The organism is Peribacillus aracenensis, from assembly GCF_025175645.1.
GTDB lineage: Bacteria > Bacillota > Bacilli > Bacillales > DSM-1321 > Peribacillus > Peribacillus aracenensis.
Genome location: NZ_JANZMJ010000030.1, coordinates 46,995 through 71,753, shown reverse-complemented (window position 1 = coordinate 71,753; position 24,759 = coordinate 46,995). Strand labels below are relative to the sequence as shown.

22 protein-coding genes and 2 pseudogenes are annotated in these 24,759 nt (G+C 38.6%); 21 read left to right on the top strand and 3 right to left on the bottom strand.

Going from position 1 to position 24,759, the window contains the following annotated elements; translation table 11 throughout:
• Positions 1–302: 302 nt before the first annotated feature.
• Together N0M92_RS22905 and N0M92_RS22900 are read left to right on the top strand one after the other, a co-directional pair.
• Positions 303–473: a recombinase family protein gene (locus N0M92_RS22905; RefSeq protein ID WP_311202592.1), complete on the top strand. Its 171-nt coding sequence runs from the start codon at positions 303–305 to the stop codon at positions 471–473.
• Positions 460–642 carry a recombinase family protein gene (locus tag N0M92_RS22900; RefSeq protein WP_260288004.1) on the top strand — a complete coding sequence of 61 codons (183 nt, stop codon included), beginning with the start codon at positions 460–462 and terminating at the stop codon, positions 640–642. Before N0M92_RS22905 ends, N0M92_RS22900 begins: the two co-directional genes overlap by 14 nt.
• 422 nt (positions 643–1,064) lie before the next feature.
• On the opposite strand, the gene N0M92_RS22895 is transcribed toward N0M92_RS22900, so the two are convergent.
• A complete protein-coding gene (locus N0M92_RS22895; protein ID WP_260288003.1) occupies positions 1,065–1,523 on the bottom strand; it encodes a BclA C-terminal domain-containing protein in 459 nt (152 codons plus the stop codon).
• A gap of 900 nt (positions 1,524–2,423) precedes the next feature.
• On the opposite strand from N0M92_RS22895, the gene N0M92_RS22890 reads away from it, so the two are divergent.
• The 10 genes and pseudogenes from N0M92_RS22890 to N0M92_RS22845 all read left to right on the top strand — a co-directional run bounded on the left by N0M92_RS22890 (position 2,424) and on the right by N0M92_RS22845 (position 11,382).
• A complete protein-coding gene (locus tag N0M92_RS22890) occupies positions 2,424–2,555 on the top strand; it encodes a DUF6254 family protein (protein WP_221408324.1) in 132 nt (43 codons plus the stop codon).
• A gap of 66 nt (positions 2,556–2,621) precedes the next feature.
• Positions 2,622–2,831, top strand: a pseudogene (locus N0M92_RS22885) (ATP-binding protein); the annotation flags it as partial.
• 311 nt (positions 2,832–3,142) lie between these two features.
• Positions 3,143–4,042 (top strand): ABC transporter ATP-binding protein, encoded by a 900-nt coding sequence (locus N0M92_RS22880; RefSeq protein ID WP_260288002.1) that lies wholly within the window; start codon positions 3,143–3,145, stop codon positions 4,040–4,042.
• The gene (locus N0M92_RS22875) at positions 4,035–5,285 is read left to right on the top strand and encodes an ABC transporter permease (RefSeq protein WP_260288001.1); all 1,251 of its coding nucleotides are present in this window, start codon (positions 4,035–4,037) and stop codon (positions 5,283–5,285) included. Before N0M92_RS22880 ends, N0M92_RS22875 begins: the two co-directional genes overlap by 8 nt.
• 153 nt (positions 5,286–5,438) lie before the next feature.
• Complete coding sequence (locus N0M92_RS22870) at positions 5,439–5,741, top strand: hypothetical protein (RefSeq protein WP_260288000.1); 303 nt, start codon at positions 5,439–5,441, stop codon at positions 5,739–5,741.
• A gap of 866 nt (positions 5,742–6,607) precedes the next feature.
• Complete coding sequence (locus N0M92_RS22865; RefSeq protein ID WP_260287999.1) at positions 6,608–7,573, top strand: S8 family peptidase; 966 nt, start codon at positions 6,608–6,610, stop codon at positions 7,571–7,573.
• Between the two features lie 380 nt (positions 7,574–7,953).
• Positions 7,954–8,052, top strand: a pseudogene (locus tag N0M92_RS22860) (NupC/NupG family nucleoside CNT transporter); the annotation flags it as partial.
• A gap of 276 nt (positions 8,053–8,328) precedes the next feature.
• Positions 8,329–8,670 (top strand): metal-sensitive transcriptional regulator, encoded by a 342-nt coding sequence (locus N0M92_RS22855; protein ID WP_192208237.1) that lies wholly within the window; start codon positions 8,329–8,331, stop codon positions 8,668–8,670.
• 16 nt (positions 8,671–8,686) lie between these two features.
• The gene (copZ, locus tag N0M92_RS22850; protein WP_076368959.1) at positions 8,687–8,893 is read left to right on the top strand and encodes a copper chaperone CopZ; all 207 of its coding nucleotides are present in this window, start codon (positions 8,687–8,689) and stop codon (positions 8,891–8,893) included.
• A 74-nt stretch (positions 8,894–8,967) separates the two neighbouring features.
• Positions 8,968–11,382 (top strand): heavy metal translocating P-type ATPase, encoded by a 2,415-nt coding sequence (locus N0M92_RS22845; RefSeq protein ID WP_260287998.1) that lies wholly within the window; start codon positions 8,968–8,970, stop codon positions 11,380–11,382.
• A 184-nt stretch (positions 11,383–11,566) separates the two neighbouring features.
• Here N0M92_RS22845 and N0M92_RS22840 read toward each other — a convergent pair whose 3' ends face one another.
• Complete coding sequence (locus tag N0M92_RS22840) at positions 11,567–12,070, bottom strand: DinB family protein (protein WP_260287997.1); 504 nt, start codon at positions 12,068–12,070, stop codon at positions 11,567–11,569.
• A gap of 762 nt (positions 12,071–12,832) precedes the next feature.
• Between N0M92_RS22840 and N0M92_RS22835 the strand changes: the two genes are divergently transcribed.
• The 3 genes from N0M92_RS22835 (at position 12,833) to N0M92_RS22825 (ending at position 17,039) form a co-directional block, all read left to right on the top strand.
• Positions 12,833–13,753, top strand: a complete 921-nt coding sequence (locus N0M92_RS22835; RefSeq protein WP_260287995.1) for a patatin-like phospholipase family protein — start codon at positions 12,833–12,835, stop codon at positions 13,751–13,753.
• Between the two features lie 979 nt (positions 13,754–14,732).
• Positions 14,733–16,031: an MFS transporter gene (locus tag N0M92_RS22830; RefSeq protein WP_260287994.1), complete on the top strand. Its 1,299-nt coding sequence runs from the start codon at positions 14,733–14,735 to the stop codon at positions 16,029–16,031.
• A 24-nt stretch (positions 16,032–16,055) separates the two neighbouring features.
• Positions 16,056–17,039 carry a 2-hydroxyacid dehydrogenase gene (locus tag N0M92_RS22825; RefSeq protein WP_397443914.1) on the top strand — a complete coding sequence of 328 codons (984 nt, stop codon included), beginning with the start codon at positions 16,056–16,058 and terminating at the stop codon, positions 17,037–17,039.
• Positions 17,040–17,551: 512 nt separating this feature from the next.
• Here N0M92_RS22825 and N0M92_RS22820 read toward each other — a convergent pair.
• Positions 17,552–17,689 carry an aspartyl-phosphate phosphatase Spo0E family protein gene (locus tag N0M92_RS22820; protein ID WP_260287992.1) on the bottom strand — a complete coding sequence of 46 codons (138 nt, stop codon included), beginning with the start codon at positions 17,687–17,689 and terminating at the stop codon, positions 17,552–17,554.
• Positions 17,690–18,170: 481 nt separating this feature from the next.
• Between N0M92_RS22820 and N0M92_RS22815 the strand changes: the two genes are divergently transcribed.
• The 6 genes from N0M92_RS22815 to N0M92_RS22790 all read left to right on the top strand — a co-directional run bounded on the left by N0M92_RS22815 (position 18,171) and on the right by N0M92_RS22790 (position 24,670).
• On the top strand, positions 18,171–19,913 hold the full coding sequence (locus N0M92_RS22815) for an alkaline phosphatase D family protein (protein ID WP_397443912.1): 1,743 nt from the start codon (positions 18,171–18,173) through the stop codon (positions 19,911–19,913).
• A gap of 70 nt (positions 19,914–19,983) precedes the next feature.
• The gene (locus N0M92_RS22810; RefSeq protein ID WP_063233420.1) at positions 19,984–20,196 is read left to right on the top strand and encodes a twin-arginine translocase TatA/TatE family subunit; all 213 of its coding nucleotides are present in this window, start codon (positions 19,984–19,986) and stop codon (positions 20,194–20,196) included.
• A gap of 147 nt (positions 20,197–20,343) precedes the next feature.
• Positions 20,344–21,045, top strand: a complete 702-nt coding sequence (tatC, locus tag N0M92_RS22805) for a twin-arginine translocase subunit TatC (RefSeq protein WP_397443913.1) — start codon at positions 20,344–20,346, stop codon at positions 21,043–21,045.
• A gap of 576 nt (positions 21,046–21,621) precedes the next feature.
• Positions 21,622–22,254: a YitT family protein gene (locus N0M92_RS22800; protein ID WP_260287990.1), complete on the top strand. Its 633-nt coding sequence runs from the start codon at positions 21,622–21,624 to the stop codon at positions 22,252–22,254.
• A gap of 378 nt (positions 22,255–22,632) precedes the next feature.
• Positions 22,633–24,045, top strand: coding sequence for an amino acid permease (locus N0M92_RS22795; RefSeq protein ID WP_260287989.1), 1,413 nt, complete (start codon positions 22,633–22,635; stop codon positions 24,043–24,045).
• Between the two features lie 166 nt (positions 24,046–24,211).
• Entirely contained in the window at positions 24,212–24,670 is a 459-nt protein-coding gene (locus N0M92_RS22790) for a hypothetical protein (RefSeq protein WP_260287988.1), read from the top strand.
• Positions 24,671–24,759 lie beyond the last annotated feature (89 nt).

The window sequence follows — 24,759 nt, the reverse complement described above, 5'->3', positions numbered from 1 at the left end:
TAGCTAATCTTCATATGAAGGTAGCTGTTTTTTTAATTTTTTAAAGTTGGATGTGCAAAATAACACTTAAAATAAGTGCAAATTATCGGTCAAAGTGACATGCAAAATAACACTTAAAATATACGCAAATTACAGCCAAAAGTGACAATTATTTGTTTATTTATTCTTGTTTTCTGTCTAAAAGTTAGTCTGTAATTTGATGTATAAAAGATTTAAAACTTATAGACAGAGGATGATACATATTGTTAATTGGTTATGCGAGGGTTTTAACTAATGGCCTAGATTTATAAACACAAAAGGAAATTTTTGAAAACGAAGGGTGTAAAAAGCTTTTTGTTGAAAAAGTAATAGGAACAAGTACAAAACAAAGAGCCCAACTTTATGAAGCTATTGAATTTGCACGAGAAGGAGATACATTAGTAGTAACTAAAATAGATAGATCGTTTAGCTCGTTCTATTATGGACTTAAATAAGATAGTTCATGAATTAGCTGAAAAAGGGGTGAATGTAAGATTTGTAAAAGAGGATATGAAGTTTGATGGTTCAAACGAAGGAAACAGTTTACAAACACTGCTTTTTAATATTTTAGGATCATTCGCACAATTTGAACGTGATCTTATTGTAGAAGCCAAAGGGGCGTAATAAGCTTCTCATAAGTTACTGTTATAACTTTGCCATGAACGAGGGTAAGAGATTGAGTAAGGATAGAAATATGGGTTTACAGGTATATGATAGGAATTGAGATTATAGTATTGTCATTGACTTGAAGAATCTGTACCTCCTTATTAATTTTAGTTTTCCATATGGTGTATTCGTCTGTAAAATTTTTGATTGTCTATGTATAATAGGGATATTTTTTCTCTCTAATTAATTCTAATATCAAAATATCCATCCACCATGTCATTTTCAATCACCTTTTTCATAAAGGTTGTTAAAAACAATAAGAGAAAATGAGAGTCCAATCGATGAAGAAAATTTTTCTTACTAAAAAGCGACCTTGACCATCCATCAACTTCGGAATCACAAGGTCACTTAGTTTATTTCTCCTTCCATTAACCATTTAGCTAATCAAGTTTCACTATTGTAAATGATGCTGCATTAATTTTTTGTTTACCTATAATCGGTAATAAAGTATCCGTGGATGGACCGATGTTTCTAAGTTGCAATGTTGAATTTTTTTGAATATGAATAATTGCTTGCCCAATGAGCATCAGGCTCGCTCCATCCACTTGTCTTTGTATGCCATAGTTAGTAAGCTGCCCCTTTACTAAAGAACCATTTAAAATCAAAGCATATGTTGAAGATGAAGCAGGACCATCGATTAATAATACATATTCAATCTTATAGTCACCTGATTTACGAATTATTAAGGTGTCACTAGGAGGGGTAAACTTTATATTATTTAATGGACCGTTTTGATTAAATTTTATACTTTCACCTGATTTGACCATGATGGGCTTGGAACCTATGAGTGTAACGTAGCCATAGGCAGGTGAGGATTTTTCCCAGTTTTGATTAGACACTAATGTTCACCTACTCACTTATTATTTCTATTATTATATGTGAGTAGATTAAAAATGACTGTACTACTGTAATACGATTTATATCATTAGGCATATAGATAGGAATGAATACTCTTTAGATAACATAATCACACTTATAAGTAGAGAAAAAGGATCCTCTAATTGAACTGCCCCCCAATTGCTAGACAACATCTACCTTCTATATAAAATTGATGCAAATCAAAAACACAAAAATGTCCATAAACTCTACCTTGGGACGCTGGTCCACCCCATGGTAACAGATGTTGGATATTATCTATCTTTCCACCAATCAAATTATTGTGTTATCAATGCCATTCAAATAAAATTTATTCTCCTACTGAACAAATACGAAGGGGAGGATTATTTAAAAATTAAACGTAATTATATCAAGATTAACCTTAGAATAACTGAATTACACTATTCAATTCTTTGAGCCGTAGAATGTGTATAACAAGCGAAGCTATGACACTGCATGGAGAACAAGGGGTACTGATAAGTAAGTAGAGGAGTAAAAAACAATGAATCCAGTTGTTTGTCTGGATGTGGCAGAAGGAGAGCCAAGTCCAGGCAAATTTTAGATCAATTTAAACCGATGGGAAGAGCTTTTCAATTAAGTATATCAAAGAGGAAATAGATCTTTTTTTAGACTTTCTAATAGAAGTCGAAAAGGTGACAGGGCAGATGCATATCCTTTTTCCCTCCTTTGAACAACGGTTAATAAATTTTTCTTTATTTCCACCTTAAGTAGTATGTAACTTAACCGAACCGGAACTTATTATTCACTTTGTTTTTTATCCTAATTACATGACTGCACCGAGTACAAGGGTGGAGGCGTGCTGCTAATGGTTTACTGAATTTTATGTAAAGGAGCTTATTTAGATGACTCAATCTAAGCGACAAGAAGAACGCCAATGGAAAGATCGTAAACAATCGCAGAATCCACATGGTAAGGTCAAATCATTTGATCAATTAGCTGAAGGCATGGGCAAAAATGAATCTGAAACTAAGTAAAATTGTTTATGAATGAGAGGCTTTCCGAGGAGAGCCCTACATAATAGTGAGATCATTCCCTTGGGAATCATTTCTTTTCAAGATCAGGGGAGTGACATACCTCAAGAACTCCTTCCGCGTTTAGGTGAACCCTTTTACACCTTAAAAGAAAAGGGAACAGGACTCGGATTAATGATCTACCATAAAATCATTAAGCAACACGATGGCAATATTGTCTATCAAAGTAAAGTGAACGAAGGAACCTTGGTGGAGATTACTTTGAATTTGGCCTGTTAGTATTATTTTCATCTAAACAATGATTGCTTATAAAAACTATTGGACGCTTCCTTTAATGGGACGTCCAATTTTTTTAGTATTTACCCATTGATTAAACCATAAATATCGTGTAATTGAAAATCAGCAAATGGGAACCTGCTGAAATCAGCTAAGGCATTTTGGATGTCCATGCAATCTGGGGATAGGGCATTTTATGAGGAAATTTGCATATACTCGAAGGGAAAAAGAGTTATTTAGTCCTGTGTGATAGTTGAAATTGGAAAACGTTTCCGGTAACATATAAAAAGAATTATATAATAGGAGGTTGTCCATTGGCTTTACAAATTAAAGAAGTTACGAAAAAATTCGGGGAATTCACAGCTGTCAACCAGCTTGATTTAACTATTCCCGAGAAAGAAATGTTCGGTTTTTTAGGTGGGAACGGAGCGGGGAAAACGACAACGTTCCGAATGATACTCGGCCTGCTTGACCCGACTGAAGGGGAAGTGACCTGGAATGGTAACAAAATCGATTATAAGAGCAGTTCATTGATTGGCTATCTTCCTGAGGAACGCGGACTATATCCAAAACTGAAGGTCCGTGATCAAATTGTGTATTTGGCTAGATTAAGAGGAATGAACAAAAGGGATGCTTTGAAAGAATTGGAGTATTGGCTAGACCGCTTTATGGTTCCCGAGTATATTGATAAGCGAGTTGAAGAGCTTTCAAAGGGAAATCAGCAAAAAATCCAGCTAATCGCATCCATGATTCATAAACCTGAATTACTTATCCTTGACGAACCCTTCAGCGGACTGGATCCCGTGAATGTGGAAATTCTGAAGAAAGCCGTCATCGACTTAAGGGACAGCGGTACGACAATCGTTTTCTCGAGCCATCGCATGGAGCATGTTGAGGAGATGTGTGAGCATCTTTGCATCATGCATAAAGGTTCCCCTGTTGTGGCTGGAAAATTAAAAGAAATCAAGCGTTCTTTTGGTAAAAAGAATGTGTCAATTAAAGCTGATTTTGATTTATCCTTTTTGGATAATTATTCAGGCGTAACAAAAGTAAAGAACACGATGGAAGGAAAAATTCTTCAAGTCACTGGAGAAGATGTGGCTGAGAACATGATTCGTGATCTTGTTCCAAGAGGTTTCGTGCGTAAATTCGAATTGGAAGAACCATCGCTAACGGATATTTTCATTGAAAAAGTGGGTGCCGTCTATGAATAACTTTTGGATTGTCCTTTCCCATACATATCTATCAAAATTAAAAACGAAATCCTTTATCATTTCTACAATCATTATGATGGCCCTGATTCTTGTCCTTACGAATATTTCGAATCTTATTGATAAATTCGACAGTGATGATCAGGAAAAGGTTGCCGTCATCGATAAGACTGAAGGTAGCTTATTTGATTCTTACAAAAAAGCGGTAGCAGGTGTGAACGATGACTTATCGATAATATCCGCCAAGGATGAAAAGGAAGCGGAGGAAATGGTCGGCGCGGAAGATATCGTTGGCTATTTGTTAATCGAAAAGGATGAAACCGTCGGCTTCAAGGGAACGTATAAAGCGAATCAAATTTCAGATTCTGCGGTAAGTAATGATTTGCTTTTAGCGCTTACCCAATTGAAGGGTCAAATAACTGCGAAGGAATTGAATTTGACAGAGCAGCAAATCGCTCAATTGAATACGCCGCCAGCATTTGATACGATTGCGCTTGCGAAAAATGCAAAAACGGAAGAGGATCTCAATCAAGCACGCGGTCTCGTGTATGTGCTCCTATTCGTCATTTACTTCGGTGTATTGATGTATGCAACGATGATTGCTATGGAAGTGGCTACTGAGAAAACATCACGGGTCATGGAAATCCTGATTTCAAGTGTCCCGCCAGTCACACAGATGTTTGCCAAAATAATGGGGGTAGCCCTGCTTAGTCTTACGCAAATGATTTTATTTTTAGGAGTGGGCTATTTCTCGATTAAACAAAACTTGACTGGTATGGATGAAGGGTTCTTTTCATTTTTTGGTTTCGGAAGCACCGATATCTCAACAATCATTTATGCGATCATTTTCGCTTTGCTTGGTTATTTTCTGTACGCGACTCTTGCGGCATGTCTTGGGTCCGTTGTCAGCAAAATTGAAGATGTCCAGCAAATGATTTCACCGATGACCATGTTGGTCGTCATTGCCTTCATGATTGCGATGTTTGGATTGGGGAATCCGTCAGCGAGCTATATTACGATTACATCATTCATTCCATTTTTCACGCCAATGATCATGTTCTTGCGCGTAGGGATGCTTGAAGTTCCATTCTGGGAAATCGCCATCAGCATTGCTGTGTTGATCTTAACCATTGTTTTACTTGGAATTATCGGAGCAAAAATCTATCGTGGTGGAGTCTTGATGTACGGAAGCTCAAAATCACTGAAAAGCATCAAGAATGCCTTGCAATTATCAAAGAAAAATTAACTTGAAACCTGGATCCTTCATTTCTCTTGGAGGAATTCAGGTTTTTTACTAAGATAATAATATCAATTTATGAAAAAGGAAAGAAAAGAGACATAGATATAAGAGAACATAAATATATTCCATTTAGGCAACCCTGATTAGGAGTGATATAGTATGAGCAATCTGGTAACGTTGACGATAACTTCAGAAGCGTTTCTCTTGCTATCTTTCATCATTATTATTTTATCAAGCAGAAGTCTGAAAATGAATGTTCTCTGGGTCATCCTGCTCATAATTGGAGGGGCACCGCTTCTATATTTAGCTATTGATCATGTGAAAAACGATTATATGGATGCAAATATCGGATTGGGCCTCGCCTTTATGTTTACCTGGATATATAGTGCAGTAGCCTTTATCATTGCCATCATTCTTTTAGTGAAGAAGAAAAGGAATAATAATATTTCAAAAGAACAGTAATATTCCCATTATCCAATCAAGTTCCGGTTTTTAATTAGATTTTTTAGCTTTGAGGATATATGGGTTCCACATTCACGTTCTTAAGAGTGGAGACCAAACTTCTCGATCATGGTAATGGCTTAAAGATATGGCGGTACCACTTAAAGAAGTATCACCAAGCCAATACGAAAAGGGGTTGCCCCTAAAAGTTATTTCACTGACTTTTGGGACAGCCCCTTTTTTGTTTTTAAATCTTCTTTAAATCAATGAAAATAGATGTAAAGCAGGTGTGGGTTAATGAACACACTATTTTTCGTAACAGATTTTACTATGAAGCAAAAGGATGAAAAGATATACAAATTTCATTAGATGCTTTCTCGGCAGAGGGATCCGGAGATGCTAAGTTTACTATTCCGTTTGAGGTCTCAATATCTATGTAATGAATGCGGCATTATTAAAAATCATAGTTCTTTTAAAAGGAGTTCGTTTAGTCATCAATTATTCATCCTTTACCTATATTTGAATTAATGCATGATATAGGTAATCATGATGGTTTTTATAATGGAAGTGTAAAAGCTGCCGATGAGGGAGCTTTTTTCCTTTCCGATAAGGTCGTTCATGTAATTAATATTTTTACTAAGGTTCACTGAATGTGAATTTTCTCTCCTTTATAAAAAAATTTTGCCTAAGTAAACTAAAATATCAAATTAGACTAAGGTTTATAGCAAAAGCTTGTCTCCATTCATAGGATAAAGAAAGGCTGAAACCAATGTTATTGGATTCAGCTTTCCCAAACGGGTTTTAAGTGTGGTTTCCCTTATTTGTCATGACAAAAAAAGGCGATGCTTCCGCCCGTTTTAGGGTTAATATGAAGGGAGAGGCTAGAATTGCCAAATGTTCAATTAGTACCCTTCCAAGTAGAAGGAATAACAGAAACCACTTCGGAAGTTCCAAGAGGTATTAAAATGATTCGTGCACGCTCTATTTGGAGAGAAGGGTTTAAGGGTGAGAACATTGTAGTAGCCGTAATCGATTCAGGATGCCAATCAGATCACCCTGATTTAATTGGTCAAATTATTGGAGGATATAATTTCACGGAAGATTATTTTGGTGATCCCTTCAACTTTGCCGATAATAACGGACATGGGACTCATGTCAGCGGAACCATTGCAGCAGCAGAAAATGGTTTTGGAGTTGTAGGTGCAGCACCTAAAGCGAAGTTGCTGGTACTTAAGGTTTTAAATGGGTCAGGAGAAGGAACAACAGAAAGCATTGCTTCAGCTATTAATTACGCTGTCAATTGGACAGGCCCTAAAGGTGAAAAAGTACGGGTTATCTCTATGTCATTAGGGGGACCGGATGATGACCCGGCCTTACATTCGTCGATTATAAACGCCGTTCAATCTAATATAATGGTCGTGTGTGCCGCGGGTAATGAAGGTGATGGAAATGCCGAAACAAACGAGTACAGTTATCCAGCTGCATACGAGGAAGTTGTGGCAGTAGGCTCAGTTAACCTGCATGAACGTATATCAAGATTTAGTAATTCTAATGGTGAAGTGGATTTAGTGGCACCAGGGGAGAAAATTGTATCAACCTTTCCTGGTAACCAATTTGCCGTCTTATCAGGTACGTCCATGGCTGTACCACATGTGTCAGGGGCTGTTGCGCTTTTGATAAATAAATTTGAAACAAAACTTGGCCGTAAGTTAACAGAGGTAGAAGAATTTAATGAACTCTTAAATAATACAGTTTCACTGGGAAAACCAAAGACCCAAGAAGGGCATGGAATGCTGAAATTAAATTACCAGAAATTAGAAAATATAAAAAAGGTTTTAAGGGAGTTTACTTAACCTTACAGATAGAGAAAAGGTAAATATATGATCCTAATTTCATGTATATGGGGTTAGAAACTCAAATAAAAGAGATACAAACCAACCCTCTGAGAGTAACTAAGGGTTTTTTTTTATGTAAATTTTTTGTTTATTGAACTACAATGAAAATAAAACTCTAGATGTTAAAAGGAGCTTCTACTTTATAACTTTCTATATTTCTCTGGCACTCTGCAATTGAATAAAGGAACTTCTTTTCTTATTTGCGGTACTTTCTCTAAATCTAAAGTTGCCTTTAATTCACCAACTTCTTGATCAAATTCTGAACAACGTCTCCCCACGGATCTACAATTTGTGAGGAACCTGCGAATTCCAATCCTAACTGTGTGCCCGCAATTGATGAAAAATCGCACATTTTCGGAAGGAATGTATGGAAGCTGTTGCTTAGCGGCATGGCTGTCTCCATGTTAAGGGCTATGATTGTTGAATTATTTGTTTGATAACCAATGAAAAATATATTACTTTTTTGTGTATTCAACTAAAAGGTGTGGAGTAAGAACATCCTTTATTTGCATCCCTAGTAGACTCATGTGGCTCATCGTTTTTTGTTTAGCTTCGCATGGGGTATTTTGTGTGTAGTTTTGTTAAACAGACTAAGGAATAGATTGGCTTAAAAAGCAAAGAATAAAGAAATATTGACACAATAACTTTTCTCTTTGCATAGGGTAGTAGGGTATGGTATATTTATTTTCGAGGAGGGATGGGAAATGGATGAAATGTTGAATGGTAGTAAAGATTCTGTGAATGAAGAAGAATGCTGTACGACCTCTTCCCACGGCCGAAAGAGTCATCACTCAGAAGCAGTAAAAAAGAATTTAACGACCCGGTTAAATCGAATTGAAGGTCAAATTCGCGGTATAAAGGGTCTTATTGAAAAAGATACGTATTGTGATGATGTGATTACCCAAATAGCAGCTACACAAAGCGCGATGAATAGTGTAGCCAAAATATTATTGGAAGGCCATCTAAGGAATTGTGTGGTCGAACGCCTGAATGAAGGGGATACAGAGGTTATAGATGAAGTGCTTGTAACGATACAAAAATTAATGAAAAAATAAAGGAGTAGATGTTGAAATGGAAAATGTAACATTGAGTGTAAGTGGAATGTCTTGTGGTCATTGTGTAAATGCGGTTGAAGGGAATGTAGGAAAACTTGCAGGTGTTGAAAGCGTAAAAGTGCATTTGGACGCAGGAAAAGTAGATGTAGCGTTTGATAAGGAAAAAGTATCACTTGAGAAAATAAAAGAAACAATTGATGATCAAGGCTACGATGTCGAATAAGTTATGGGAGTGCTGTTAAGCACTTTTTTTTACAAAAAATATACCCCATAGCGGTATAGGGAGGCGGGGATGATATGAGCGGCCAAATAAAAGAAACAACCATGCAGATTACAGGTATGACTTGCGCTGCCTGTGCTAACCGGATTGAAAAAGGGTTAAACCGAATGGAAGGCGTTGAGGAAGCCACCGTTAATTTGGCTCTTGAGAAATCGGTCATTAAATATGATACGGAAAAATTAAGCAACAAGGATTTTGAAAAGAAAATTCAAGATCTTGGCTATGATGTAGTAAAAGAGAAAAAAGAATTTACGATTACAGGCATGACTTGCGCTGCTTGTGCTAACCGGATTGAAAAAGGGTTAAATAAGCTGGATGGAGTAAGCATGGCCAATGTGAACCTTGCGCTTGAAAATGCGACAGTTGAATATGATCCTTCCGAAGCCTCCCCAGTTGATATCATTAAACGGGTGGAGAAGTTAGGATATGGGGCAATCATCAAGGAAGATAACCCGGAATCCGTGGATTTCCGTCAAAAAGAAATTCAAAAACAAAAGAATATATTCATTTTTTCGGTCATCTTATCATTTCCATTGTTATGGGCGATGGTAAGCCATTTTAGGTTTACCTCGTTTATCTATATGCCTGATTTCCTCATGAATCCTTGGGTGCAAATGGCATTCGCCACCCCCGTGCAATTTCTGATTGGAAAGCAGTTTTATGTTGGGGCTTATAAAGCCTTGAAAAATAAGAGTGCCAATATGGATGTATTAGTCGCAATGGGAACATCCGCTGCTTATTTTTACAGTGTTTATCAGGCAATCATCTCGATGGGATCCCATCACAATACGGCACAACTTTATTTCGAAACTAGTTCGATTCTTATCACCCTCATTCTTTTAGGGAAGCTTTTTGAAGCAAAAGCAAAAGGACGTTCTTCCGAAGCCATCAAAAAATTGATGGGGCTTCAGGCCAAAACGGCACTGGTGTTAAGGAACGGGGAAGAACGTGAAATGCCGCTTGAGGAAGTCATCGTGGGAGATACGATTTTGGTGAAGCCGGGTGAAAAGATCCCTGTCGATGGTGAAGTAGTCGAAGGGAACTCTGCCGTTGATGAATCCATGTTAACGGGTGAGAGCATTCCGGTGGATAAAACAAATGGGGATACTGTGATCGGTTCAACATTGAATAAGAATGGTTTTCTCAAAATGAAAGCGACAAAGATCGGCAGGGATACAGCTCTATCTCAAATCATAAAAGTGGTAGAAGATGCTCAAGGGTCCAAAGCTCCGATCCAACGTCTTGCTGACCAAATTTCCGGTGTCTTCGTCCCCATTGTTGTCGGAATCGCCCTTTTAACTTTTCTGGTTTGGATGATATGGGTTAACCCTGGAGAATTCACACCAGCTTTTGAGGCGATGATTGCAGTGCTAGTAATAGCCTGTCCTTGTGCTTTAGGTCTGGCCACTCCCACATCCATCATGGCAGGATCAGGTCGGGCCGCTGAATTCGGTATTTTATTTAAAGGCGGGGAACACTTGGAAACCACACACCATATAGATACGGTCATTTTGGATAAAACGGGAACAGTGACAAATGGTGCCCCTGTGTTGACCGATGTCCTCATCGAGAACGGTATGGAAGAAGAACAGTTTTTATCTCTAATCGGCGCAGCTGAAAAACAATCTGAACACCCTCTTGCGCAATCAATCGTTCAAGGAATTCAAGCAAGACAGATAGCACTTGCTGCGATTGAGGAATTTGAAGCGATTCCAGGATACGGTGTGAGAGCTGTAGTGGATCAAAAAGTGTTGTACGTCGGAACGCGTAAATTGATGAAGCAAAATAACGTGGATATTACTAAGGCCCTAACAGTGATGGAAGCATTTGAAGAGCAAGGGAAGACAGCAATGCTCGCTAGCATTGAAGGTGAATATGCAGGACTCATTGCCGTTGCCGATACGATAAAAGATACCTCGCAAACGGCGATTGAAAGGTTGAAAGCAATGGATATCCAGGTCATCATGATAACCGGGGATAATCAAAGGACAGCAAATGCCATCGGCCATCAAGTAGGCATTGACCAAGTGATTGCAGAAGTCCTTCCTGAAGGGAAAGCGGAAGAAGTGAAGAAACTGCAGGCCGCCGGTAAAAGAGTGGCAATGGTCGGGGATGGGATAAATGATGCTCCCGCGCTGGCACTAGCCGATATAGGAATGGCTATAGGAACCGGGACGGACGTAGCCATGGAAGCTGCCGATATCACTTTGATCCGGGGGGATTTGACCAGTATTGCAGATGCAATCCTCATGAGCCGGAAAACGATGCGGAATATCAAACAAAACCTATTCTGGGCTTTTGCCTATAACGTGATCGGGATACCAATTGCGGCAATCGGACTGCTTGCCCCCTGGTTAGCTGGTGCTGCCATGGCTTTCAGTTCTGTATCAGTCGTATTGAATGCACTTCGCCTTCAACGGGTAAAGCTCTAAAGATATAATGAAGGCATTTGTACTGAATATAACCATGCCACGAGCGTTTGGGTTTTCATTCCAGATAAAAGCCGATGATTCCTTGGTAAGTGAATCATCGGCTTTCAATTGGAATAGCCGTGCTTTTTTATGTTTATAGCGACTCCTAAATGATGTTCCTTCATACTTTCGATTGTCAAACCGCTTATTTTAAACAATAAAATACATAATCGGTTGGTGCGCCACGCTCGCCTTGTTGATGGAGCATCGCTGATACATTACCGCGATGGTAAGTCCCATGATTCACTACATGATGGATGAGGTCGGCAAGTATAAACTCACAAGCCCCCATTTTGGGGTGTTCGGTTACAATGGTCCGTTCAAGATCAGGCTGCGAAGCAAGAAAATCGTAATAATCCTTTGCAAGTTCATCAAAGCTGGATTCTAGTTCATTTATTGAGACTCCGTCCACTTCTTTTCGCCGTTGTTCAACTTTCATAAAAGTATCTTGAACCGTGCTTCCTTTCATTATCTCCAGCCAGGTAATATCTGTTGCGTAAAGGTGAACAAGGACTTCCTTGATGGATGGAAAGACACTTTTTATCGTGTTGCCATAGACTGCGTCAGGTAATTGTTTTAGGTTTTGGAACACTTGCTGATTAGCCCACACGTGGTAATCATACATTTTCCTTGCACGGTTCATTTCCATTTTTTCACTCCTTCAATTGTTACATAATCCTTTTCTACATAATTAAAGAAATACCTCTATAAAAAATAACGGTCATCCTTTAAAGAAAATTACTTTTTTGATAAGTGAATAAATTGGTTTTTCACCAAAAAGTACTTGTTTATAGAAAATTTTTCATATAGGCAGCCTTTTTACTGACTTTTCTTCTTTAATGAATCAGTCTATTAAGTATAGTAAGGCAAGTAATAAAATAAAATTTAGTACTAAAAAAGAAGTAATGGAGTAGACACCTTACTATTTTGTTACCCATTTTGGGATTTGATGAAGTTTTTTAAAGGGTATCAGATAATTTGTCCATGCCAAAGCCTCGTTTTATACATACGATGATAGAAGATGCCATCCTATTACTGTTATTAAATTGATTACCATCAATGTTGCGTTCACCACTGTCAGAATGTCTATCCACTCTTAATATAGTAGTAGAGCCAGAGAAAATGATTAAGGGTTTTCCAAGTAAGGAATCCACAGACATGAAGTAATGGTAAAGGTGTTAAAAAAACAAAAATGAATGGATATGCAACCAATGGTCAATCAGGGATGGAAAGCATAACTAGCGAATTTGTTAGAAAAATAGAACCGTCATTAATTTCAACCATCGATGTCAAGCGGTTTTATACTTCAACTGAGGGGGCGGGTTTTTGGAATCTAAGAATGTGAAAGTTCGCTTTATATAAAAATATTTTTAATAATTATAATAACTCTTATCGAGAGAGGTGGATAAAAATGAAAGCAGATGCCGTTTTTGAAGGTGGGGGTGTCAGGGGAATTGCTTTTATTGGAGCTATACAAGCAATGGAAGAGGAAAAAGTAGAATGGGAGAGACTTGCTGGGACATCAGCAGGAGCAGTAATCGCAGCTCTTTTGGCTAGTGGCTATAAAAGCCATGAAATTAGAGAGCGGTATAGTGAAATCAACTACTCGAAGATGCGAGGCAGGACATTACTGAATCGAATTCCCATTTTGGGCGTATTTTTGGAACTTAATGTTCATCTTGGGATTTTTAAAAATGACTATTTGGAAACATGGGTGGATTCTCTTCTTTCAGAAAAAGGGATTAAGACATTCGCGGATCTTCCAGATGGAAAGTTGAAGATAATTGCGTCTGATGTTTCGAATGGTCAGATGCTTATTTTGCCAGATGATTTGGAACGCTATGGGATGTCTCCTGCTGATTTAAAAGTTTCAACTGCCGTAATGATGAGTGCCTCCCTACCATTTTTCTTCCGTCCGGTTATTTGGAAATCAAAAGACCGGAAAAAATCCTACATTTTAGATGGTGGTTTACTTAGTAACTTCCCAATATGGATTTTCGATACAGACAATCCTCGCTTTCCAACATTCGGATTTCATTTTGTGAAAGATGAAGTTAACATAGATCCGGTTATACCAACGCCAATCCACCTTTTCAAAAATATATTTAAAACGATGCTTCAAGCCCATGATTTACGACATATGAACGAAGAAACGATTGAACGAACGATTCAAATTCCTACTGGCGGCATCAACGCAACGGACTTTGAACTGAGTGAGGAAGAAATCGACTTTCTCTATCAATCAGGCTATACTTCTGCAAAAGAATTTTTGTCTGAGTGGGATTTTGAACAATATAAGCACAAACGGATGCAAAGAGTAAAAAATAAGTAGGAGAAACAATACGCTATCTTTCCAAATAGGTGTAAGAGGGGGGAGAAGGAGCTGTTACAACAGCCCTTTTTTTCATTGAACTAACGATCGTTAGTTTAATAGGAGGCATAGTTGTTCTAAGCTTAAAAGCAATAATTTGAAATACGAAATCATAAAAAAAACCAACCTGAAATATTATTTTAGAATTTTTTAAATGAATAAACGGAAATAAAAGAATAAAAAAAAGAAAACAACGTTGGAAGATTAAGATATACCATATATGAACTTACTAACCAGATTCATGAGGTGAATAATCTGACAAATCCTTTCCGCTATAAATTATGAAATTCAATGAAAAGATCCTAAAAGGAGAGGAGAAAGGAGTAACTCAATGTCACTGGGAGGAACGGATGATGAGCCATACTTTCATTCCTCTGTTAAAAATGCTGTTAAAAAATATAGTTGGAGAAAATGTGCGAAGGGATGGAATCTTCACTATAAATGAAAACAGTATTCCGGGGGCTTATCAGGAAGTATTGAAACTCCATTAACCATCCCAGCTTCCATTAAATTTTAATTTTACCAATAGACAAGTGGATTCAGCAGCGCTTGCTTATTCTATAGAAAAATAATAAAAAACGTCACTAAACCCTTCCCATAGCACCAGAGATGGAAATGGGTCGTGGGCTAAAGTTTGTTATGATTTTACTCTCAAAAAAGCGGTCTATCAATATTCCCCACATGACATGAAACGTATACTAGGAATATTATCCCGAAAATAAGAATAAAGATTGACAATCACACATCCTCATAATACGATACTTTACAGAATAAAAAGAATTTTCTTTTTATTTTTTTGTCGCAAAACAAAAACCGAGTTTTATATTATAAAACAATAACCTCCTTGTTTATACATATTCTCCAAGCGTGAACTCTGATTTTTTATAATTTTGGAAGCGCTGCCAATTACGGCGTTTTATATAACAAGGGGGGATAAGGTATGGAAGCAAGAATGGAAACAAAGCAAGAAAAGCCATTGAATATTGGCCGGAAATTTCGCTGGACCGTCGTCATCTGGTTATTGATTGGGGGAATAATCAACTATCTAGATCGGGCCAACCTCTCCATCGCAGCTCCCGAAATGATGAAGGATCTCGGACTAAGCGTTACCGAAATCGGGTTATTGGGAACCTTTTTTTCTTGGAGTTATGCTTTAATGCAGCTTCCTTCCGGCTGGCTGATTGATCGGTTCGGGACCAAAAAGGTGTATACAATTGCTCTTATTTGGTGGAGTGGTGCGACCATTTTAACCGGAGCCGTTCATAAAATGAGCTCATTTATTGCTGCACGGATTTTACTTGGAGTGGGAGAAGCACCGTGTTTTCCGACGATGGCTAAGATCACTTCGTATTGGTTTCCAAAAAAGGAACGAGGCTTGGCAACTGGAATTTGGGATTCTTCGTCCAAATGGGGACCAGCCATTGCACCGCCAATTCTCGTTTTCATCATGGTGACTTTTGGGTGGAGAGCGCTGTTTTATATAACGGGTGTGATCGGCATCATCTTTGCGATCGGTTTTGTTATTTTTTATAAAAATCCTGAAAAAAGCCAAAAGCTTTCCAAGGAGGAATTTGATTACATTAAGTCGGAAGGCGGTGGAGTGGAGCAAGGCATTCAATCATCAAAAATAAAATGGGGTTCGTTATTTAAATATCGAAGCGTGTGGGGGATGATTCTGGGCTTCTTCTGTACCATTTGGATCTGGAATATTTTTCTTGTCTTCCTTCCCCTTTATTTGTTTGATGTTCATCATGTCTCACTTAAAGAAATGGGTATATATGCCGGTATTCCTTGGCTTGGCGGAATCTTTGGCAATATTTTCGGAGGATATCTTACGAAAAAGTGGGTGGACAAGGGAATTACTACACCTATTAAAGCAAAGCGTGCTTTAATCAGTATATGTGCCATCTCGGCCGCTATCGTTGTATGTGCAGTTCCACTTGCCAAAGGGCTCGCCATCACCTTAACATTACTGACCCTTGCTCTTTGTTTTATTTCTGCCATTACAGGCAGTGCGTGGGCACTTGCCGGTGACATTGCCCCTCCTTCCATGGTTGCTTCCGTAGGTGCAATTCAGAATTTTGGCGGTTATTTTGGCGGAGCCTTTTCCCCTGTTGTGGCAGGCATGATAGTGGATGCAACTGGTTCGTACTCTCTTGCCTTTATATCTGGCGGTTTAATCGCCGGATGCGCGGCAATCTGTTATTGGTTCATTGTAAAACAACCTATTCAAGAATAGGGTAACCGAGGAGGAAATAAATTGATGCCAAAAGTGTATATAGCAAGACCGGTACCGCCCGAGGTAGAGGCGTTTATTTCGAAGTATTGCCAGTATGAAAAATGGAACGGCCCTGAACCAATCACCAGAAGCCAGCTGTTAAAGGAAATTTCCGATGTGGAGGGACTGCTCATCACCGGAGAAAAAATAAATGATGAATTACTGGACCATGCACCATGTCTAAAGGCTGTCAGCAATATCTCGGTAGGCTACAACAACTTTGATCTAGAGGCAATGAAAAAGAGAAGCATAATCGGTACAAATACACCTGATGTTCTCAATGAAACCGTGGCTGATTTAGCTTTAGCCTTAATGCTCTCAGCAGCCCGGCGTATTCCGGAACTGGACAAGCTTGTAAAGGATGGCAAGTGGGGAAAAAAAGGCGATGAACCCCTCTTTGGCGTTGATGTTCATGGAAAAACATTGGGCATCATCGGTATGGGGAGAATTGGGGAATCTATTGCAAGACGAGGCAAGTTCGGTTTTAACATGGAAGTTTTGTATCATAATCGGCGAAGAAAATCCGAAGTGGAGGAAACGCTCAGTACAACCTACTCCTCTTTAGAGTACCTTTTACGGGAATCCGATTTCGTCCTTTTAATGGTCCCTTATACTCCGGAGACAAGGCATCTTTTGGGACGGGAGCAATTCGCACTGATGAAAAAATCCGCGATCTTCATCAATACATCCCGCGGTCAGACGGTGGACGAAAAGGCCCTCATTGAAGCACTGCAAAATAAGGAAATCCTTGCAGCCGGTTTGGATGTATTTGAACAGGAACCCGTATCGCCTGACAATCCGCTTTTAGCCATGCCGAACGTGGTTACCCTGCCGCATATAGGTTCAGCTACTTATCAAACACGATTTGATATGGCCATGCTTGCGGCGAAGAATCTCGTTGCAGCGGTTACCGGAAGGGAGGTAAGCAATGTTGTCCCTGAATTGAAAGGGCTTCAGTCACTAAAATAGTGAATCATTAACACATAGAAAACATTAGGTTGTCCAAGACAATTTACAAGAATCGTTGATATTTTAACACTCATACCATTCATAAACTTAGATGAGGTAGTTTTTTATTAAATGCAGGACATAAAAGAAAATTCGATGAAATTTGGCATCCATTCATTTTGGATTCTTTTTAAATGGGGAAAATGAATGTGTTCAAAATGACCCTAAACAATTTGTTCTATGGCACAATTCCTACCAACAAAATAAGACGTAGAAGACTTGACCAGGAAGCATTATGTACGATAGCGTTTTAAAAGGAGGGGTGATTATGTTTACAATTATCTAATGATTTATCGGATATTACAGAAAGATAGTCCACGGGTCCAAGAAAAGAATACGAGGTGATTAAGTAAGGGCTGCATGAACTACATAGTGACTATAAAAAATAATTCTGAAATAACTCCAAGTGTGTAGTTGTATTGATTCCAAGATTATTAGTAGAACTAGACATAGTCTAATTCATTTTTTCTTATTCACTTCTTAAGTAAATTCAACAGTTTATCTAGTTCCTGGCTTTTATATAATGTTGTTGGGGCTGTAAAACCATAAATCATTCCTGCAGATATTAACTCTTTCCTCAATATCTCAATTTTTTCATTTAATTCTTCCATACTCTCCAATGCAGAATCCCTCAAGTACTTTCATTTTTTATTATGAAACCATTATTACATAAATTAGGATGCTTTTAAATAAAAAGTGAGTGATTACTCATAAAATGTTAGAGCATTCGTTAGTTTGATCCCGGTCCTTGCTTTTATTCTACTAATTCGCAGACTTCATTAGACTTACATAAACAGATTATAAGTTTATTAAAGATTTTTCATTGTAAAAATAACCCATGGAAGTTATTTGTAACGATTAAATAAATGATTCGTGAAGAAAAAATAGGCCGAAAGACTGTCGTTATATGTAAAAGTTTGTAGGGCTATGTAAATGTATGAGTGAATCAAATCTTTTTTAATGTTTAAAGTGATCCATAAGTCCTGCGTGAAAATCCCTAATTGGAAATTTGTTGATTTACATTTATTCATATACCTTTAAAAGGGCCATACTATACTTGAACCAGATTCAAATAATAGGAGGGAAAGATCAATGAATAATGAAAGAGCAATGGATGATTTAATTAAGAATTGGAGCGAATTAGGCAAGAATATGGACCGCCGAAACTTTATCCAGGGAGCAAGTAAGCTTGCCGGACTTTCATTAGGTCTTGCCCTTGCCCAATCAATGGGCGGGATTGAAGTGAATGCTGCCCCGAAATTCAGTGATTATCCATTTACTCTCGGTGTAGCTTCAGGTGATCCGCTCTCTGACAGTGTCGTTTTATGGACAAGGTTGGCACCTGATCCGTTGAATGGCGGAGGAATGCCAAAAGAAGCCATTTCCGTTAAATGGGAAGTGGCAAAGGATGAGAATTTCAGAAAGATTGTCCAGCAAGGCAAGGAAATAGCCAGGCCGGAGCTTGGCCACTCCGTTCATGTGGAAGTAAGCGGGTTAAATCCTGATAAGGTTTATTTTTACCGTTTTAAAAGCGGAGGGGAAGTAAGTCAGACTGGGAAAACGAAAACACTTCCGCCAATAGGTTCAAGTGTATCGAGTTTGTCATTCGCGTTTGTTTCATGCCAGCAATTTGAGCATGGTTATTATACGGCCTATAAACATTTGGCAAAAGAAGATCTGGATATTGTCTTTCACCTCGGCGATTATATATATGAATATGGACCAAATGAATATGTTTCTTCTTCAGGTAATGTACGTGTACATAGTGGTCCGGAAATCATCACGCTTGAGGATTATCGAAATAGGTACGCACAATACCGCTCTGATACCCATTTAAAATCGGCACACGCAGCTTTCCCATGGGTCGTTACTTGGGATGATCATGAAGTTGAAAACAATTATGCAAACGTCATCCCGGAAAAAGGACAATCGGTAGAAGCATTCATCAAGAGAAGGGCCGCCGCCTATCAAGCTTACTATGAGCATATGCCCCTTCGTAAATCATCTTTGCCTAAGGGAGCGGATATGCGGTTATACAGAAATTTCACATATGGCAATCTGGCATCTTTCTTTGTATTGGACTCCCGTCAATACCGGGATGATCAGGCAAACGGCGATGGAAGTTCCCCGCAAACGTCAGAGTCACTTGATCCGAAACGGACATTGCTAGGTCCAGAGCAGGAACAGTGGTTAACTGACAATCTATCAAAATCAAATACGAAGTGGAACGTTTTGCCTCAGCAGATCTTCTTTGCACAAAGGAATTATGGAACACCAACCGCTCCCAAATTCAGCATGGATTCCTGGGATGGATACCCGGCAGCACGCGATCGTTTAATTGATGTAATCAAAAGAAACAATCTGGAAAATCTGGTCGTGTTGACGGGTGATGTACATGCAAGCTGGGCCGCCAACTTAAAGGCGGATTTCGATGATCCAAATTCAAAGATATTCGGTGTGGAGTTTGTCGGAACTTCCATCACATCTGGTGGAAATGGAGCGGATAAGCGTGCGGATACGGATAAAATACTAAGTCAGAATCCACATATAAAGTTCTTTAATGATTACCGGGGATATGTCCGATGCAAAGTAACCCCAGAACAATGGAAGGCGGATTACCGAGTAGTCCCATTCGTGACAGAACCAGGTGCGGACATATCGACAAGAGCATCCTTTGTTTTTGATAAGGATCAAACAGGGCTGCGAAAGGTTGCATCAGCAGCGGTTATGGAAGGTGTACAAAAAACGAACGAAGTCGAGGAAGATCGGACACGCGCCCATAATCGCGCACATGAAAAACAAAGAATGAAAAGGCAAGGGAAAATGACTAATTGATAGTGAACGATAATGATGCTTGATAAGAAAATAGCGAAGAAAAATGAGAAAATCAGAGGAGTGAATAAGAATGCTTTCAAATATAGGAATACCAGGTTTGGTTATTGTCCTCGTAATTGCACTGATTATTTTTGGACCGTCCAAGCTGCCGGAAATCGGCCGTGCCTTTGGCCGGACATTGTCCGAATTCAAAAGTGCAACAAAAGGGTTGGTGAATGATTCAGAAAAAGAGGATGAAAATGAGAATAAAGCCGCATTAAGAGCTGTAAAAAAAGAAGGGTGAAGTAAATGAAATATAGCGGGCGGAAAGAATCGCCTGCTTCTTTTCATGAAAAGAGTTAGAGGGGAAGTGCTATTGGCAATCGTGCAAGAAAATATTTAAAAAGGAGGAGTGAAGGTGGAAAGTAAGGATTTACAAGTTATTGAACATATGGAAGAGCTCCGAAGCAGAATCATTAAAACACTGATAGGTTTTCTGGCTTTTTTCATAGTGAGTTTCATATTCGTACAGGATATTTATGAACTGCTCATTAAGGATTTGGATGGAAAGCTTGCTGTGCTCGGACCAAGTGAGATCCTATGGGTATACATGATCATCGCTGCGGTTTGTGCAATAGCTGCAACGATTCCGCTAGCAGCCTATCAGTTATGGCGCTTTGTGGCTCCAGCGCTGAAACCGGAAGAGAGAAGAGTTACATTTCGGTTCATACCCGGGCTCTTCATTCTATTCATCACAGGTATCTCATTTGGATATTTTGTGTTGTTTCCAATCGTGCTGGGTTTCCTAACTTCCCTATCGGCCGGGCAGTTCGAGATGATGTTCACAGCGGAAAAGTATTTTCGGTTCATGATTAATTTGATCTTACCTTTCGGGATTTTATTCGAGATGCCGCTTGTGGTCATGTTCCTGACCAGATTAGGCATCATCAATCCAACAGTGTTGAAAAAGTCTCGTAAGATTTCTTATTTCGTCCTGGTTGTCATCTCGGTCCTGATTACGCCTCCAGATATAATTTCGGACATTTTGGTCATCGTCCCATTGCTTGTGCTTTATGAAGTGAGTGTACAGCTGTCCAATATGGTTTACCGAAAAAGGCTAATGAAAGATGAGACGGCATTACCTGTTACATGAACTGGCTAATCCACAACCTAAGAAACATTTCTTGGGAAATAGTCATTGACACTAAAAAGTTGAGGGACATATCCCTCAACTTTTTTATTGCGGAATAATAATTGATGGGACTAATCAGGAGGGAACATACATTTTTTTGCATACGTAAACAGTTCTCTTAGCCAGGTTTTTTGATGTCGGACTAATTCTACTGAAAGGTGCATAAAAAATGACCTTCTCCTTATACAACCCTTTGGACATTTAAATCATTTATTTGAATGTACTATTCATTCAGGTATACTTAAAGGCTTCAGAACAGCGTTAAGTTGTACAGAAAAATAGGGGAAATGAGCATCTTCAATTTTTAAGGGGGATGTTTTATTTTGTTTATAAGAAGGAGAGAGGATTCAGGTTAGCGAATTATTGTAATCTTGAACCCCCAAATGCATACTTCGTAAAATCATTCAAAAATATCGAAAGGGAAAAGCTTCGAATAAATTGTTGTAAGAGGTGAATGTGTATCTTATGGTTCAAGTATAAATATATATTTAGGGGGGGAAACATTATTAAAATATCGAACGGGATGGTGAAAAGTTTATGAAGGATATAGTGAAAATTATTGCAGGAAACATTTCCATGACCTTTGCCTATGCTTATTTAATCGTTCCCAATGAAATTATCAATGGTGGGGTAACTAGCTCGGCATTATTATTGAATGCATTATCGGGTTATAACATTGCCATGCTAGCCAATTTCGTTACAGGTTTACTGTTAATCATCTGTTTAGTTTTTCTAGGGAAAGAGTACTTTTTTAAGTCGATCGTAAGTTCGCTAAGCTATATGGCCTTTTTTAATTTTTTTTATTCATTGAAGATTAATTTCGATATGAATATCGCGTTAGTGATTATCATTTCGTCGATTTTGATAGCGATAGGATATTATTTATGTATAACAGCAAATGCCTCCACTGTTGGCTTTGACGTGATCGCCTTAATTTTACATCATAAAAATGAAAAAATAGATATTGCAGCGACAATAAGGATTATCAATCTTATCGTACTGATATTGGGCCTTCTTGTTTACGGTTATACATCGATTGTTAAGGGAATTGCGTTTACATTGCTTTTTTCATACCTTCTAAAGAAAATGCTGGATAGGAAGCAGAATCCCGTTAAATTAGCAACGGAAAGTGTGTTAGATGAATCCTCCAAGGTGAAAGAAGTAAAATGAAAAGTATTAGAGGTTTGCAGTATTAATGGGAATCTTTTTATTTGAAAATTTTCATTTTGTTATCTAAATATTCTGATTTTTAAATTGACTTTAAAAAAATCAGAGTGTATTATACACATAGTAAGTGGTCCTAACATCATGACGTAGTGATGTTATATCCGCTTCGAATGTCAAAATAGCCTTAAGGAAGGGGGAATAATGATATAGAATCTTAAGTTCATAGCGTCATCTCCTGTGTTGTTTTAAAATGCCATGTTTCCAAGTTCCCACTATCTTTGTGAAAGTGTAATGGACAGGCAGTTGAAAAAGCCTTGTTATTACATGCAAGTAGCGATTATTTTAGTTGATTCCACAAAATATTGAAAGTTGGTGGAGGGTATGAAACATCAACAGGAAGAACTGAAACCAGGCCTGAAACAAAGACATTTAACAATGATATCCTTAAGTGGTGTCATAGGCGCTGGTTTATTCGTAGGAAGCGGTATCATTATTGGTCAAACGGGCCCCGGGGCGATATTATCATATGTTTTGGCAGGCTTGATCGTTGTTCTAGTCATGAGGATGCTTGGGGAAATGGCCACAGTGAATCCCAATACTGGATCTTTTGCCGTTTATGCAAGAGAGGGGATTGGTGAATGGGCCGGTTTTACAACAGGTTGGTTATATTGGTTCTTTTGGGTTATCGTCATTGCTTTGGAAGCAACAGCGGGGGCTGCAATCATACACAGCTGGCTTCCTTCCGTTCCCGTCTGGGTCATAAGTCTATCTTTGATTATCTTATTGAAACTGACTAATATTTTTTCCGTAAAATCGTTTGGTGAGTTCGAATACTGGTTTTCAATCATTAAAATAATCAGTATCATCCTATTTTTGTGCCTGGGTGTGGCAGTGATATTAGGGTTAATCCCAACGATAAAACCACCTGGTGCTTCCAATCTTCTGAATTTTGGCGGTTTTATTCCGAACGGGTTAAGTTCTGTACTAGTTGGCGTCGCAATTGTTTTTCATGCATTTGTTGGAGTGGAGATTCCAGCGATTGCCGCGGGTGAGACGAGTGATCCGGTTAAGTCGGTTAGAAGTGCATTGAATAGTGTGGTATGGCGAATCCTGATTTTCTATATAGGGTCCATAGCTATTCTAGTGACGCTATTACCTTGGAATTCAGCTTCTTTGCTGAAAAGTCCATTTGTTGCCGTACTTGAAATGATGGGAATCCCTTCTGCTGCCCTGATCATGAATATAGTGATTCTCATTGCACTGCTTTCCTGTTTGAATTCGGGGTTATATACGAGTTCACGCATGTTATTTTCACTTGCACAAAAGGGTGATGCTCCAAAGTTGTTTTCAAAAGTGAGCAAGAACGGTGTCCCTATATTTGCTGTAGTCGGCTCTACATTATTTGCCTTTATCAGCACCATTTTCAGTTATGTCTCACCTGATAAAATCTTTTTCTTTTTAGTGAATTCCTCGGGTGGAGTCGGAATTCTGGTTTATCTGGCCATTGCGGTTTCCCATCTCAGATTAAGGAAGAGAATGGAGAAAGAGAATCCCGGAATTTTCAAGATCAAAATGTGGTTATTCCCTTATTTGACTTATGTAACCATACTTTCCATGGTTTCCGTTTTGATATTAATGGCATTTATCGATTCGCAACGTCCACAGTTTATCTTTACCATGCTATTTAGCTTGATCGTTATCTGTTCATTCTTTTTCCTTCGGCGAAAAAAGGCGAAGTATATGGAGAATGAATTAAATATTGTTTCTGGTTCCCCTAATTCTGAAAAATTATAGCTTTTGCTCTATACCATTTTAAGGAAATACTTCGTTTACTTCTATGGAACTCCTCAGACAAAATTCTTCAATCACTAAACAGCTAGAATATGATTCCCATAGAAAAAGAGAGTTGTGCCAACAGGTGCTTGGCGCCATCTGTCTTTTAAATCATGAAGGAGGGATTATGTTGAATGGTTTCCGTGTAATGACTAGTGGGGTTATCCTTGGGGCCATGTTGCTGTCAGGCTGCAACAATTCAAGTGAACCGGACGAGGCTCAACAAGAAAAAAGTCCAGTCTTGAATGAAAATCCGGATGCAAATACGGGTGAAACCCAAAATGCAGAGGTTATTAAAAAAGGTGTCGGCGATGTGATTCAATCCATAAAAGGATTGGAATCAGAAATAAGTACGGAGGCGGATTCAGGGAAAATTCAAGAAATGGGAAAAGAGATCAGTTCTACATGGGATTCGATAGAAAAGCAAGTGGAAGATGAATACCCCGATTGGTATGAACGGATTGAGAAAAACCTTTACCCATTAATTGGGGAGTCCGGGAATGCGGATAAGGACCTTGAAAAAATGAAACGTCTCTCTGAGGCTACTAAAGAAGATTTACAGTTATTTTTGGAAAAAGTGAAATGAATACTTTTTATACCCAGGTCATCACCAGTGGGGGATTTACGGGTTGAGCAAGTTTGGTGATTTTAAAGGAGGTAAGGATAAGGAGGGGA